The sequence below is a fragment of the Methanolobus halotolerans genome, assembly GCF_004745425.1.
Taxonomy (GTDB): domain Archaea; phylum Halobacteriota; class Methanosarcinia; order Methanosarcinales; family Methanosarcinaceae; genus Methanolobus; species Methanolobus halotolerans.
The window spans coordinates 245,167-259,824 of the sequence record NZ_PGGK01000001.1 but is presented as its reverse complement, the minus strand read 5'-3'; the positions used below and the strand labels follow the sequence as shown (position 1 = coordinate 259,824).

Below are 14,658 nucleotides of genomic sequence, written 5' to 3'. Positions count from 1 at the left end.
CCGATAAGTTTCATAAACAAGAGTATATAACCGTTCCTCTATGTTCTGGATAATGTTTATCTGTTCTTAAACGAAAATTAAACTATCCATGCCTAAGTCGGATAATCCCCATTTGATCGGAACATATGATACCTGCAGAAATAACACCTGGTCTGGATCCTTTCCTGTTAGACATCTTAACGAAAATAGGCCTTTCACTCCTGATAGGAGTCCTGATAGGCCTGGAGCGGGAAAGCTGGAGACAGGACAAGAAGATCTCTGCCGGGGTCCGGACATTCACCATTACCTGCATTCTTGGAACCCTTTCCTCCTTCCTGGCCGACTATGTGGGATATGCGATACTCTTCATCACTGCTGTGTTCGTAGGGATCAACTGTGTTATTATTGTATATGAGGCAAATGTCGTAAGGGGCAGATCAGGTCTTACCACCGCAGTAGCTCTTTTTTCAACCTACCTTCTGGGGATACTGGTAGCAAAGGGATTCTTCCAGATTGCGATAATCCTGGCAGTGATCATTACATTTCTGCTGATAGAGAAAAAGCCTCTCCATTCACTGGCTGAGAGTCTTTCAGAGAGGGAGATAATCGATGCTCTGCAGTTCATAGTTATTGCATTCATACTCTATCCCATTGTACCTGATGAACCGGTCTATGATGTGGTTAGCCTGAAATCGGTGATATTGATTGTGGTACTCGTATCTGCTGTCAGTTTCATCAGTTACGTACTCCTGAGAAAAACAGGTGTAAAAGGAGGAATCGCTTATTCCGGTTTTCTTGGAGGACTCGCCAGCAGTGTGGCTGCGATCGTTTCCCTGTCAAATATATCCAGGACGAAACCATCACTTATCGAACATGTTTACGTCGGTTCGCTATTAACTGTTGTATCTATGATAATAAGGGACCTGATCATTGCTTTTCTTATCGACACATCAGGGAGGGTAACATTTTTGATGATACCTCCTTTTATTATAATGTCCCTGGTGACGTACCTGATGGTACGTAAAGCAAAGAACGTGCCTCCTGTACAGGAGACTATTTCCCTGAAGTCTCCGTTTGCCATTGTTCCTGCTTTGAAGTTCGGCATACTGTTCACAATCATACTGGTAATCGCAAATATTACCTACTCCATCGGCGGACCTCTTGGTACATATGCGACCGCTCTCGGAGGTATTGCCAGCAGTTCAGCTGTAACGGCATCCATGGCTTCCCTTGCAATCGAAGGCAAAGTTTCTTACCACACGGCCGCCCAGACTGCTGTTGTTGCAGGCATTATCAGTACACTTTCCAAACCCGTGTATATGAAGATCACTGGCGCAAACCGGCTTTTCCGCAAGGTGGCATTCTATTTTGTACTAATCACACTATCAGGCATCGCTTCCCTTGCGGTATGGAACTACTACATAAGTTCAACGATGATCTAGGACGGATCCCGCAGTCTAAGCATATTTAGCAGATTTTCATGGCTTCTTCCGCCGGGGCAGTAGTACATTTATATGATTGTGAACACACTATTTATCACTCATAATCTGTTACAGGGTTAATTGGGATTATAATTGGATTGGGGAGACATATATGGAAGAATTGGGAGATACAGGCTACCATGAAGAACTTGTAAAAGGAGACAGGGTACGTGCTAACACACCTCGTGAAATAAACGAGAAAATCAACCGGGATATCCGGCAGAGCCTGTTCTCTTACGCAGGGAAGTCAGACTTCGAAATTGGCGAGAGGATCGATGAACTGGATAAGGAATGGGATATCGATCGTATGTTAGAGACCAATGCCAGCGTGCTCGCATTTACAGGAGTAGCCTTTGGATTTACGATCAACCGGAAATGGTTCCTTCTGTCAGGGGTCGTTACGGCCTTTTTGTTCCAGCATGCTGTACAGGGATGGTGCCCCCCAGTATCGCTGTTCAGAAGATTCGGCGTACGCACCCGCAAGGAGATAGATGTCGAGAAATATGCTCTTAAGGCCCTGCGCGGGGACTTTGGGGCTGTTGCCGAAGAAGACAGCAGTATGGACCGCGCGATCGAAGCATTATGTGCCAGCAAGAACATTTAAGTATTTTTCTTTAACCAGATTAAAGTGAGGGACCTGCATATGAGCGTATGACAAGATTGAAAAACAGGGAAATACTCCAGATACCGGGACATATCTCACTTATTATCTGACTGCAAACATCAAAAGGGATGAAAAGACAGGGATCAGGAAATTATCATTCAGGAAAAATTCAGATAAAGCTTTCAGGCTTGCTTTTCTAACGGTATGCAAATCAATAGTGCTCTCAACAAGCATGCCGCCTACTGACCCCAGAAATGCCTGCAACGGTGTCACGAACAGCAGGGCTGCCCCTAAGGCGAAAGCGATTCCGCTAAGTGTCCCTTCCAGGGTCTTGTTCTCGGAATATGGAAGGTTATGTTTACCTATTGATACACCTACAATGGTTGCGATCGAATCTCCAAAGGTAACTATAGCTACCGAAGCATAGACAATATCCCTGGGGAAAAGAAGTAAAATAGTAAGCACCCCAAAAATCAGTAATATGGTTCCCTGAAGTTTTACTGTTTGTTTAAAGGGCCTTCCAAGCCTGCGGAAAATATCCGGTGCTTTTTTAGGAACGGGAAACTCCTGAAACAAAAATGATGTGAAGATAACTGCAACAAGCAGAATTGTGAACACCAGGGCTGCATAACTACCCGATAAGAAAATGATAAAAAGAAAGATAAAACCTGTAAGTATATGTATCAGCTGGCGCCCGATCTCACCTTTCAGGAAGTATTTTTTATCACTCATATTCGTAAAGGATTTCCAGGCAATTATCTGTAAGCAAAAAACAGAGTTCAGTTTTGATTCTGTATCATGCCCGAACCCATATGCTGTGTGTCATCTTCTTCTCCCGGATCTCCTTCTCCCGAAGAAATAATAGAGCACAACACCTATTATCCCTAGCAGAAGTACAACAAGTATCCAGAAGATCTTCATTGCTGTACTTATTGACCTGTTGTATGTGAACAGATCATATATGACCCAGATCTCTGAGATAAGTACCAGCAAACCCCAGGTCGTTTCAAGTAAACTCATACGTACACCTACCCCTTATTACCCATTTAAAATCTAACTTTAAAATACATAACTATTTGGGCCCTGTAGAAAAAACCCGGAAATTTCCTGAGTGCAGCACTTTCAGAAAAATAAACCAGGCCCGAAATGCTTCAGGGATTTACATTATAAATGCCGGAGTGTTTTTTTACCAGTGCCTAAATCTTAAATACGGTTGAAATCAATATAAAATTAAGTGTTTTGAGTTCATTATTATGTGGGGGATCAGTATTGGTAAAGTTAGGCTTGAAAATAGCACCGGAACAGTATACACCTTCCGAGATGCTCAGGCAGCTGGTGACTGCTGAGAACAATGGTTTTGACACTATAAATGTAAGCGATCATTTTCATCCGTGGAGTGAGGACGGGCAGGCATGTTTTACCTGGACATGGCTCGGGGCTGCAGCGGTAAGTACTAAGAAAATAGAACTTGGGACAGGTCTGACATGTCCTATCCTCAGGTATAACCCGGCAATAATCGCTCAGGCCACTGCGACATTATCCTCCCTGGCAGGCGGTCGTACTTATCTGGCCGTGGGGACCGGAGAAGCTTTGAACGAGTATCCCGTGACCTGCGAATGGCCGGAGTTCAGTGAAAGGCAGGATATGCTTGAGGAAGCAGTAAGACTGATCCGTGAGCTATGGACAGGGGAAAAGATAACTTTTGAGGGTAATTACTATTGTACCCATAAAGCAAAGATCTATACTCTACCGAAAGAGGATATCCCGATATACTTCTCCTCCCTTGCTCCGGCAAGTGCCCGGTTCGCAGGATATTACGGAGACGGCCTACTGACAGTAGGTGACTCCCATATCAAGAAGTACAGGCAGATACTGGAAAAATTCGAAAGCGGTGCCAAGCGTGCAGGCAAAGATGTCAAAAATATGCCAAAAGCAGTGGAACTTACAGTAGCATACGGTGAACGCCTGGAGGATTCGATAGAAAACCTGCAGAGATACTGGGCAGGTTCCATGATACCTGCTTTGTTCCTTAATAAGATATATACACCAGAGATGTCGGCTGAAAACGGTGCAGTGGTGGGCAAGGATACGATCAGGCAGAATGCATGCATTTCCTCTGATCCGGAAGAACACATTCGATATGCACAACAGTTCATAGATGCAGGTTACACTCATATTTATTTCCATTATTCAGGCCCTGATGAGCTCGGGTTCATCAAGGACTATGGGAAGCAGGTACTACCACATCTGAGGAAAACGGCATGATGGAACCTTTATAATAAATCTCTGAAAAGTAAGTTTATTTTAACTAATAAGGAAGGAAACTAATGAGAAATTCGCTTCAGATAGCAAAGATATTTGGCATACCTATAAAGATACATATCTCTTTTCTGCTAGTACTACCGTTCTTTACATGGATCTTTGCCATACAGCCGGAACCCTTCGGCTTTGCGGGAATCGAGTCCGAACCAGTTAAATATCTGCTGTCACTTTTAACAGCGATTCTGCTCTTTGCCTCCGTACTCGCTCATGAACTGGCCCATTCTTATTTTTCTTTAAGGTATGGAGGGAGCATCAGTGAGATCACACTTTACCTTATAGGCGGGGTCTCATCCATGAAAGAAGAACTGCATGACCCGGCAAGTGAAGCTAAGATGGCTTTTGTAGGACCTTTTTCAAGTATTGTTATCGGAATCGTACTATTGGCGTTCAATTATCTTTTCAACCCCACAGTATCACCATCAGAAGGAGGACCTTTCTTTCTAATGGTCTTTATACTGGGTTACATAAACATAATACTGGGACTGTTCAATCTGATCCCGGCATTCCCCATGGATGGTGGACGCATCCTCCGTGCCTTTTTTGCACAACGCATGGGTTTTGTAGAAGCCACGGAAAAAGCTGCTTCTATTGGGAAGATATTTGCTTTTCTGATGGGTATTATAGGTTTGTTCATCAGTTTCTGGTTAATTCTGATCGCTTTTTTCGTATATATGGGTGCCAGCGGAGAAGAACGACAAGTTAAGAACAGATACGGAAAACTCTGACCCTGATATATAAAAATGTGTCACGGGTATATTTAAAATGTCAAAGAACAGGTTTTAATCTCCGGACCGGCAGATATAGCGAGAGAGAACAAGTATTATTGGTTAAACCGCAGAAGTTATAGTCAGGATTGAAGGATATACACATGCATAAGCTATTTGCTGGTACAATACATGTTTATACCAATTATACCACACTTTGGCACTCTTTCCCTGCTTCCCTCTCGCAAGTAAAACTGTATATATGTTCATATAAATACTAGTATGAAATCATGTTGCGTAAGTAATTTTAAGATTATAGGTAACTATAGCAGACCTTAATGACCTGGTGTATCCTCACAGGAACTACGTAACGCCCATATAGCCTGAAAAATGGGTTTTAAAAAAGAATATATAAGATAACTTCCAACGTTTTACTATATCCATTTGTGGGTTGGATAATTTATTTGTGAGGTTTTTATCTGAGACACACTTACTCGATATGCCCTGTATGTGGACATTTGATCGAAGCTACTCTTTTCAAAGAAGATGGCAGGATCATGATGGAAAAGAATTGTGTAGATCATGGTATTTTTCGGGACATCTGCTGGTCTGATGCAAGTATGTTTGAAAGATTTGAAAAGTTCACATGTACTGGCTCAGGTATTCTTAACCCGAATATCAGCTTTAATACCGATTGTCCTTTCCAATGTGGTTTGTGTGTTTCCCACCGGACGAGCACCATCCTTGCAAACATCGATGTTACGAACCGGTGCAATATGTCCTGTCCTATCTGTTTTGCAAATGCCAGGAACTCTGGACGGATATATGAACCCAGCAAAGAGCAGATATATGACATGATGACAATGCTCAGGAACCAGCAACCGGTACCCTGCCACTCCATACAGTTCACCGGAGGGGAACCGACAGTTCGTGAAGACCTTCCCGAACTTATTAAAATGGCCAAAGAGCTTGGCTTTGTCCAGATACAGATAGCTACCAACGGCCTCAGATTTGCACAGAGTGTCGATTTTGGAAAAGAGCTTGCCGAAGCAGGGATGCAAACATTGTATCTGCAGTTCGACGGGATATCTGCAGAGCCTTATATCAAAATGAGGGGGTTCAATGCATTTCCCCTGAAATTAAAAGCAATCGATAACTCCCGAAAAGCAGGATTACGCAGTATAACACTTGTTCCTACGCTTTCAAAGGGTGTCAACGACGAGCAGGTAGGAGATATTATCAGGTTTGCTGCGGAGAACAGGGATATTGTCAAAGGTGTTAATTTCCAGCCGGTATCCTTTACCGGACGAATATGCCAGCAGGAAAGAGAAAAGAACAGAATCACCATACCTGATCTCACAAGGCTTGTAGAGGAACAGACAGAGGGAGAGATATCCGGAGACGCCTGGTACCCTGTACCTTTTGTGGTACCGATATCAAGATTCCTTGCAAAAGCCCGTCATAAGGCCTTACCTGAGATGACAGTGCATCCCCATTGCGGAGCAGCAACATATCTCTTTGTAGACAACGGCAGGATCGTACCCATAACGGACTTCGTGGATGTTGAAGGCCTTATGGAAATGATAGATGAAGCATCATATGAGCTTAATGATAACGGCCACAACCTTCTGGTAATCGGAAAGGTACTGAGCAAAGTACCGGGTTTTATTGATTCCAAAAAGGAGCCAAAATGTGTCAACGTCACAAAGATGCTGCTCAACGTTTTAAAAGAAGGAGAATCAAACGTAGTAAAGCAATTCCACAGAGAAAGCCTTTTTCTGGGAGCTATGCATTTCCAGGACATGTACAACTTCGATATCAAACGTGTTCAACAATGTGGCATACATTATGCGACACCTGATGGAAAGGTCATACCCTTCTGCACATACAATACCCTGCACCGTGAGAACATTGAGACGAAATTCTCAAAGCCTTATATACCGGGGAAATACGAGCAGAAGTCAGACCTTGCTGGCCTTACCGATGAGAGAGGCAATTGACCAGGGAACTTAAAAAAAAGGGCAGGACACATCCTGTCAGCAGGTATAATTCCTGTGACAATTACCTGTGTCATAAATATGCCTCTGTGACATACCTGCGCATCATCCTGTGACAATTGAAGTAGTAGGCTATCATCTCTACGGAATTCCTCATTATGGCTATCCACTCATCTCTCCTGTCATAGTACTTCGGTATTATTATGTACTCCAGTTTGTTGTAGAGATCATCACGTTCTATCCTTTCTATTTCTTCAGGAGAGCTATCAGGATCTATTCCCGCCCCGATCGAGTAACCTGTAACTCCCGCAACGCAGCCCTCTATCCACCAGCCGTCCGGCACACTTAAGTTCACAACCCCGTTATGAGCTGCCTTCATACCACTCGTACCGGAAGCTTCAAAGGGCCTTTTTGGCGTATTGAGCCAGACATCCACACCTGAGACCATTTTCAGGGCAAGGTCCATATCATAGTTCTCAAGAAAGGCGATCTTTATCGTATCCTTAAGGTCTTCAATATAACCGAATATCTCTTCTATAATCTCTTTACCCCGTGTATCGGCAGGGTGAGCCTTACCTGCAAATATCAGTTGGATTTTACCTGCTTCATTGACCTTCATGAGCCTTTTAAGATCGGAGAAGATAAATGCAGGTCGTTTGTATTCCGCCATTCGCCTTGCAAAACCGATGGTCAGGGTGTCATGGTCCATGCCAATTCCTTTTTTCATGTTGACATGATCTATAAGTTCCTTTTTTGCATTCTTGTGGGCATCCCATATCTCGTCTCCGGGCACATTTTTCACCCTGACTAGGAGTTCGGGCTCATTGGCCCAGCCAGGTATGTGCCGGTCATAAAGTACCCTGAAGTGAGAGCAGACCCAGGTATAGGAATGCACCCCATTGGTAATGGACCTGAACTTGTAACCGGGAAACATCTTTTCCGATATCTCCCTGTGCCTTTTAGCCACTCCGTTTATGTAATCGGACAGGTTCAGGGCCAGGACGGTCATATTTAGCTCATCTTCTCCTCCGTACTTCCGGAGTGCTCCGATCTCCTGTTCCCCCTCAATAAGTTCTCTCACCAGATCATAGGAAAACCTGTCATGCCCGCTCGCAACCGGTGTGTGGGTGGTGAACACGCAGAGTTCCTTCACCCTGCCCGGGTCCATTTCGTTCCTGCGTAGCAGTTCCATTGTCAGGAGGCTTGAATGCCCTTCATTCATGTGATACTTGCTCATATGCAAACCAAGCTTATCAAGCATCTTTGCCCCGCCAATACCAAGTATTATCTCCTGTTTCAATCTGTATCTGCTGTCACCTCCGTACAGGTAATCGGTGATCCCCCTGTCTTCCGGGGAGTTACCATCGACATCCGTGTCCAGCAGGATCACAGGAATTAGTTCCTCTGTAAGACTTTTATGTTCATAGAGCCATGCCCTTACCCTAACATCCCGCTGCTGTATCCGAACAGTTACTTCCGCAGGCAGCAATTTTATGTAATCTTCCGGAGACCATTTTTGCTCATCTTCCGATTGTCTTCCCTTTTCATCCAGATGTTGTGCAAAATGGCCCTTTCTGCTGACCAGAGTGACACCCACAAGCGGAATACCCAGATCTGCACTGGCTCTAATAACATCTCCTGCAAGTATCCCCAGGCCTCCGCTGTAGGTCGGGATCTCATTCTGTAACCCCATTTCCATTGAAAAATAAGCTATCTTCTTCCCTTTGAAAAATTCATTCAATTCATCCATATAACCCTGCTCCTCCTGATATACTGACCACTTCACGAGCCTTTTTCAAATCCCGCAATTAATAGAATGACCGAATAAATATTATGACGGCATCAGATATTAATGCATTTTTAACATTAAGCCAAAATGGTTGTGGATATTTTACTAAGTGATAAGAATAGAATCAACATATTCATGTCATGTAGTTGGAAATATCCTGTTCTTCTTTAACACTGTTTAGGAACATAATGACAATTGTTTAAACATAAAGAAGATTGATATACCTTGACCAGGTATAAATTTATTTGCTATAACAATAAGCCACAATTCAAGTTGGGGGTTAAACATGAATAAAGATATTAACTTAGTTTTACTGGTAAGTCTGTTGTTGTCAATTGCTGCCATGTCGACAACGGCTCTTGCTCAGGACAACACTACAGGCAACCGGATATGGGCAGCTGATTCGAACGTGTCCCTGGAATACACATGGACAGCGCAGAGCTATCCTGGCTTCTATTATGACCTGGATTCCGGAGAGGGGTCCGAGACTTTGACCGTGACGCTGCAGAGTTACAGTGACAGGTCCATTCAGGAGGGTGACCTGCGATATTCCACCGTTCCGATTGAAACGGATTTCGAACACGATGACTGGGGTTCTTATGAAATCATCGGTTTCATGGCAGAACGATACTTTGCAGGTTACAACGGAAATACGACTTTTGCAGATGATCCGATAAGCCTGATGGGAAACGGGGAACTCTCAAAGATCGTTATGGACACGGATGACGAACTCTCGGTCTTCTCGGGTTCTTCCATAATTCTGGAAGAAGGTTATGAACTTAACATCCAGGAAGTGGACCTTGAAGGTAACAGCGTACTTATCAGCCTTGAGAGAAACGGCGATGTGATAGAGACCGATGTAGTTGCAGGAAATGATGATTATGTATATGAGACTGACCTCGGTTCGGAAGAAGACGTACCTGTCATAATTGTTCATTTCAATAATATATTCAGAGGAACCGAGACAAATGCAGTATTCATCGAGGGTATATTCCAGATATCCGAAGAATATATAGAGGTGGAATCAGGTGATGATTTTGGCACAATGGAAGTTGAGACCATCAGTTCCGACGAGATCAGCATGGAGAACTCCGGTTCGATATCATTAAGCAGAGGAAATACTGTCAATATAATGGGTAATCTTGATTTTGTCGTTGCTGATGATGAGATACTCAGATTCGGTCCCGAGAGGGACATCTCAGAACCCGTCACGTACGAGCTAAGGGGAACTGTCATAGAGGATGAAGCGTTTACCTGGACCCCCCTAAACTTCGCAGGTTTCTATTACAACATTGATGAAGGGGTCGGTACGGAGTCACTGGAGATCACGGAACTCAATGGAAGATCGATCCCTGATGGCAGCCTGATCTACAGGAGCGAACCGCAACAGGTCAGTTTCGAGTATGATGACTGGGGTACATTCAATGTCATCGGTTTCCTTGCTGAGAAGTATTTTGCCGGCTATTCAGATGACACTGCATTTGCAGATGAAGACAGCCTGCTCTCAGGTGGCCAGCTCTCGCAGGTACTGATCGACAGCGATATGGAAACATCCCTGTTCACAGGTTCCCGGCTTGTGCTTGAAGAAGGATACGAGCTGATAATTGAAGAAGTTGACCTTGAAGGTGATTCCGTACTTGTGTCCCTTGAGAAGAATGGAGATGAGGTTGATACTGGTATTGTGTCCGGTGAAGGCGATTATGTATACGAGACAGATGTCGGTGATACTGACGATCTTGCCATAATAACAGTGCATTTCCAGAACATATTCAGGGGAACTGAGACAAATGCTGTATTCATCGAGGGTATATTCCAGATATCAGAGGACTACATAGAAGTTCAGTCAGGTGACAGTTTCGGAGAACTGGAGATAACTTCATTCTCAGCCTCTGAGATCGTTATGGAGAACGACGGTTCAGTTACCCTTTCAAGGGATAATACTGTAGATGTAACCGAAGAGATCTCGTTCAGGGTAGCAGATTCCGGTACTCTGAGGTACTATCCGTTCGTCGAAGTAACTACCGAAGCAACCGAACCTCTCACTATCAATATACCCAGAGCCATCGAGCAGAATGATACTGTTACCATCGAGGTAACTTCAAGGGGCACTTCGGTAGCTGAAGCTGTAGTGATGTTTGGAGATACGAATATTGGAGAAACCTCTGAGAACGGTACCATAGAATATGCACCTGAAGAGGCAGGCACTTTCACTGTCACGGCAGAAAAGGAAGGCTTTGCCCGGGGTAGTGTTGAAGTTGATGTGATATCACCGGAAGATGTCAGCAGGAGACTTGCCATAGAAGTCTCACCTGAAAGCATAACCGAAGGAGACACTATCAACATTTCAGTTGTCACCCTGATCAATAGTGATCCTGTAGAAGGTGTGGAAGTGCTCTATGATAGCAGAAGCGTCGGTACCACGGACGAGGAGGGCGTTGTCACTTATACGGCACGTGATCCGGGCATGCACAAGCTGACCACCTCTTCGGATGAGTATCTATCTGCTGAGCTGAATATCGACGTACAGGAATCACAGGCAAGATTCGCATACTCGGACCTGAACATCGAACCGCTCCTTGTTCAGACAGGAGAAGAGGTCACAATAACAGCGAATGTTGAGAATACCGGTCTGGAGGCTGGTGAGGAAGAAGTAGAACTCCTTGTCAACGGCGAAGTGGCAGATACAGAGAATGTCACAATTGATCCTGGTGCTAACCAGTCAGTGGAGTTCACTGTAGTCGGAAATGAAACAGGTACCTATAATGTGAGCATCGGAACACTTAATGGTACTTTTGATGTTGAAGAGCAGGGAATTCCCTTCCCAGGAGTAGCATTCACCTTGCTGATAATTGTCACAGTAGGATTGTGGATGACCAGAAGACGCACCTAGAACAGGTAACGGCTTTTGAGTACCTGCTTTGTGGCAGGTACTTTTCTATTTTTTACTAATTAATGTGTCTTGTCTTTAATGGTGCATTTATCAGGAACACAGACCCGTACATCCAGTATACTGTCGACTGCAGCTTCATATTCCTTGATACCCCAGAAAGGATCCCATATACTAAGGAACCTGTCACACAGGCATTTAGCGAACGTGTCGAAATCTTCCTCGTTCATATTGGCTGTAATGCGTTCCAGTGACCTGTATATCTTCTCGAAATCCCTGATGTTTGCTGTTGTGCTGTGTGTCACGGCAAGCTTGCCGGCATCATAGGTAAGACCAGTGTATTTTTCGGACAGATATGCAAGTGACTCGTCCAGAATGTTGCACAGGCTGAAGGTCATATTCCGTACCATCAGATCATCTTTCATGATGTCCAGTTCAGCAATGTCGTCCATACAAAAAACGACAGAATTGATAGATTCTTCACATACCGTTTTTTTGAATAAGTTTTCAGCAGAAGGTTTTATTTCAACCGGTATTTTCCAGCGGAGGAATTGCTCAACTTCTTCCATTTTCAGCGCTTTGCCTGTGTAAAGATGTAAAACAACAGAACGAACATTGTTGATAAGTATATCCTCCAGCTCATCTTCTGACAAGTATGTGCTCTGCGGGACATGCCAGGCTTTGATGATGGTATTAAAGCAGGATTCGTGGGTAAAGAAGTGTGTGAACTCATGTTGAAGGATTGATCGGATATCTCCCCACGCACTGCCGTCCATAAGAAGGATCTTTATTCTCCCGGATGAAGTCTGATAAAGACCATTGGCATAGCTAGCACTGTTAGAATGTCCATGAGTAGATCCCAGGGAAGCTTCTGATCTCCGGAGCAATTTCAGCATTTCCCTTTCTTTTAGGGAGCATCTGTTTTCCAACATATTCAGAATCAATCTTCCCGTGAGAGGACCATTAAGAGAATCTACCTCCTGCATACTTTCCACAACCCCAGGTGACTTTACCCTGTGCTCAGAGCCTTTATCATCCAGCATGGTCTTACATATCATTTTAACAAAAGCAAGATATTCATCATCTGTCCATCGTTCAAACTGGAACAGCAAATCTTCCTGAATATCAGCAAGCAGAACATCAATGCATTTACCATCCATGCCATAACTGACAGCCCGTCTCTTTAACTGCGGACGTAGCCCGGCTATTAGCGAACCAAGCCGGATCTCAAACTCTTTTTTGTTAAGATCAAGCTGAAGGTACCTTTTGTACATGTACCCGTAGTCCCGCAAAAAAAGAAAACGTGAAAGTCTGTACGCGATATCCCATATCTTAGGAATACTATTAGCCAAGATAACTTTGCTAATTTTTAACTTCTGATCTACTCCAAGATACCTCACAAGATCAACCCTATAGTCCCTGATAGGTTTTTTATGTGTACCGGAATATTAAAGTACCGGCTTTTTCTGAACGGATAATACTTCAATCTGAAAGTTGTAATCGCCGATCAGAAGTCATACTGTACTATAAGTGTAGCATAACTTAGAATCTTCCGGACAATAACATGAAAGTGATCCTGGGAATATTCAGGAGTCTCCTTTTTAAAGCAGTTTGAAACGAGACAAAAGGACCTTTCATTCCATATGTCTGTACTGTCCTGTAATCCCAGACCAGGATGCAGGCTCCGAAAAGTATGAATATGCATCCCTGGACGGTCTTCAGTATAATCGGTTCGTGCAGGAAGAAGAAACCGAATATTATACCGCTGACCGGCTCAAGTAATGCCAGAACGCTCACAGTCTGGGCGTTTATCTTCGAAGCGCTGTTCAGATATAACAGGGAAGCGAACGCCGTTGTCATAAGTCCGAACATAACAAGTATAGGCAAATTCGGTAAAAGGATGGCTTCCGGCACATTGCTGGCGAAGGGCACCAATATGATCAGACTGATGAATGTAGACCAGAAAAGCTGCGCTGTGCCTGAGTAGTCATTCTTCAGGTGGTTGACTGTCATGATTGTCCCACTATAGGAGAGACCTGATATCAAGCCGAATATAATTCCTGTAAGTAGGTGACCGTTCTGTTCAAGTGACCCATTTGAAGGTATCACTACCATGGAGATTCCTATCATCGAGACAAAAAGTGATATAATACCCCGCAGAGTAATCTTTTGTTTCAGAAAGAGTGGTGATAGAAGAGTTACGTATATAGGTGCAGTATATAGAAGTAGTACTGCTACTGAAAGACCAGAGTATTTGATGGAAGTGTAATAAGAATAAGTAGTAACTACGTTAAAAATACCTATCAGAAGTAGAAAACGCTTTTTTTCACCTATTCGAAAGACTTCATACTTTTTTGAGATAAATAGGTAACCTAAAAGTAATGTAAACCCGAATAAAAGCCTATAAAATAGTATGGATCCTGTTTGCATGCCATATATATGGTTTAAGAAGATACCACTGGATCCAAAGATAGTACATGATATTATGAGTTCTAAATAAGAGTTATTATTGTTTTTAAGTTCTAAATTCATGGCCGCCATAGAATAGGCGCTTAATTTAAATAATTATCTATAATAAAAAGTTATTAATGAATATTAATGCATATAAGAGTTCTAAAATTGATTTTTATCTTTATAAAGCTCATATACAGTACAAATTAGGTTTAATTGTATTCTAAACAAGGTAATGTCATTATAATGACATTTAACAGACCATAACAAGCAATCATACTATTATTTATGATTATATCAGGTTTAAACATAGATAAAGTAGTAATTACCAGAGAGAATATATTTATCCCGGCAATCTTTTGTTAGTTTCAGAAGGAAGGAGACATCGAAAAAATTATCGAACTATATGATAAGAAAAGAAATAATAGGATTTATATTATATCT

The 14,658-nt window shown here is 43.2% G+C and carries 11 protein-coding genes and 1 pseudogene; 6 read left to right on the top strand and 6 right to left on the bottom strand.

Annotated features, from left to right (window positions below; all coding sequences use genetic code 11):
* Positions 1-125: 125 nt before the first annotated feature.
* A complete protein-coding gene (locus CUN85_RS01275; protein ID WP_135388177.1) occupies positions 126-1,421 on the top strand; it encodes an MgtC/SapB family protein in 1,296 nt (431 codons plus the stop codon).
* 151 nt (positions 1,422-1,572) lie between these two features.
* The gene (locus CUN85_RS01270) at positions 1,573-2,064 is read left to right on the top strand and encodes a DUF2892 domain-containing protein (protein ID WP_135388175.1); all 492 of its coding nucleotides are present in this window, start codon (positions 1,573-1,575) and stop codon (positions 2,062-2,064) included.
* A 102-nt stretch (positions 2,065-2,166) separates the two neighbouring features.
* On the opposite strand, the gene CUN85_RS01265 is transcribed toward CUN85_RS01270, so the two are convergent.
* Together CUN85_RS01265 and CUN85_RS01260 are read right to left on the bottom strand one after the other, a co-directional pair.
* Positions 2,167-2,796: a diacylglycerol/polyprenol kinase family protein gene (locus CUN85_RS01265; protein ID WP_135388173.1), complete on the bottom strand. Its 630-nt coding sequence runs from the start codon at positions 2,794-2,796 to the stop codon at positions 2,167-2,169.
* A 90-nt stretch (positions 2,797-2,886) separates the two neighbouring features.
* Positions 2,887-3,084: a PLDc N-terminal domain-containing protein gene (locus CUN85_RS01260; RefSeq protein WP_135388171.1), complete on the bottom strand. Its 198-nt coding sequence runs from the start codon at positions 3,082-3,084 to the stop codon at positions 2,887-2,889.
* A gap of 249 nt (positions 3,085-3,333) precedes the next feature.
* Between CUN85_RS01260 and CUN85_RS01255 the strand changes: the two genes are divergently transcribed.
* From CUN85_RS01255 to tes, 3 genes are all read left to right on the top strand, one after another.
* Positions 3,334-4,329 carry a TIGR03557 family F420-dependent LLM class oxidoreductase gene (locus CUN85_RS01255; RefSeq protein WP_135388169.1) on the top strand — a complete coding sequence of 332 codons (996 nt, stop codon included), beginning with the start codon at positions 3,334-3,336 and terminating at the stop codon, positions 4,327-4,329.
* 62 nt (positions 4,330-4,391) lie between these two features.
* A complete protein-coding gene (locus tag CUN85_RS01250) occupies positions 4,392-5,111 on the top strand; it encodes a site-2 protease family protein (RefSeq protein WP_135388167.1) in 720 nt (239 codons plus the stop codon).
* A gap of 458 nt (positions 5,112-5,569) precedes the next feature.
* A complete protein-coding gene (tes, locus tag CUN85_RS01245; RefSeq protein ID WP_135388165.1) occupies positions 5,570-7,090 on the top strand; it encodes a tetraether lipid synthase Tes in 1,521 nt (506 codons plus the stop codon).
* 70 nt (positions 7,091-7,160) lie between these two features.
* Here the strand turns inward: tes and glgP are convergent, their stop codons facing one another.
* Positions 7,161-8,837 carry an alpha-glucan family phosphorylase gene (gene glgP / locus CUN85_RS01240; protein ID WP_135388162.1) on the bottom strand — a complete coding sequence of 559 codons (1,677 nt, stop codon included), beginning with the start codon at positions 8,835-8,837 and terminating at the stop codon, positions 7,161-7,163.
* Between the two features lie 325 nt (positions 8,838-9,162).
* Between glgP and CUN85_RS01235 the strand changes: the two genes are divergently transcribed.
* Positions 9,163-11,766, top strand: a complete 2,604-nt coding sequence (locus CUN85_RS01235; protein ID WP_135388159.1) for an S-layer protein domain-containing protein — start codon at positions 9,163-9,165, stop codon at positions 11,764-11,766.
* Between the two features lie 59 nt (positions 11,767-11,825).
* Here CUN85_RS01235 and CUN85_RS01230 read toward each other — a convergent pair whose 3' ends face one another.
* The 3 genes and pseudogenes from CUN85_RS01230 to CUN85_RS13470 all read right to left on the bottom strand — a co-directional run.
* Positions 11,826-13,037: a hypothetical protein gene (locus CUN85_RS01230; protein WP_135388157.1), complete on the bottom strand. Its 1,212-nt coding sequence runs from the start codon at positions 13,035-13,037 to the stop codon at positions 11,826-11,828.
* A 268-nt stretch (positions 13,038-13,305) separates the two neighbouring features.
* Positions 13,306-13,878, bottom strand: a complete 573-nt coding sequence (locus CUN85_RS13215) for a DMT family transporter (protein WP_235856146.1) — start codon at positions 13,876-13,878, stop codon at positions 13,306-13,308.
* Positions 13,879-13,881: 3 nt separating this feature from the next.
* Positions 13,882-14,295, bottom strand: a pseudogene (locus tag CUN85_RS13470) (DMT family transporter); the annotation flags it as partial.
* Positions 14,296-14,658: the final 363 nt, after the last annotated feature.

What these genes read in the sequence shown, in the direction of transcription:
- CUN85_RS13215 (WP_235856146.1), bottom strand. Translation starts at nt 13,878, where the DNA reads ATGGTAGTGATACCTTCAAATGGGTCACTTGAACAGAACGGTCACCTA.
- CUN85_RS01230 (WP_135388157.1), bottom strand. Translation starts at nt 13,037, where the DNA reads ATGTACAAAAGGTACCTTCAGCTTGATCTTAACAAAAAAGAGTTTGAG.
- CUN85_RS01250 (WP_135388167.1), top strand. Translation starts at nt 4,392, where the DNA reads ATGAGAAATTCGCTTCAGATAGCAAAGATATTTGGCATACCTATAAAG.
- CUN85_RS01270 (WP_135388175.1), top strand. Translation starts at nt 1,573, where the DNA reads ATGGAAGAATTGGGAGATACAGGCTACCATGAAGAACTTGTAAAAGGA.
- CUN85_RS01260 (WP_135388171.1), bottom strand. Translation starts at nt 3,084, where the DNA reads ATGAGTTTACTTGAAACGACCTGGGGTTTGCTGGTACTTATCTCAGAG.
- CUN85_RS01275 (WP_135388177.1), top strand. Translation starts at nt 126, where the DNA reads ATGATACCTGCAGAAATAACACCTGGTCTGGATCCTTTCCTGTTAGAC.
- CUN85_RS01235 (WP_135388159.1), top strand. Translation starts at nt 9,163, where the DNA reads ATGAATAAAGATATTAACTTAGTTTTACTGGTAAGTCTGTTGTTGTCA.
- glgP (WP_135388162.1), bottom strand. Translation starts at nt 8,837, where the DNA reads ATGGATGAATTGAATGAATTTTTCAAAGGGAAGAAGATAGCTTATTTT.
- CUN85_RS01265 (WP_135388173.1), bottom strand. Translation starts at nt 2,796, where the DNA reads ATGAGTGATAAAAAATACTTCCTGAAAGGTGAGATCGGGCGCCAGCTG.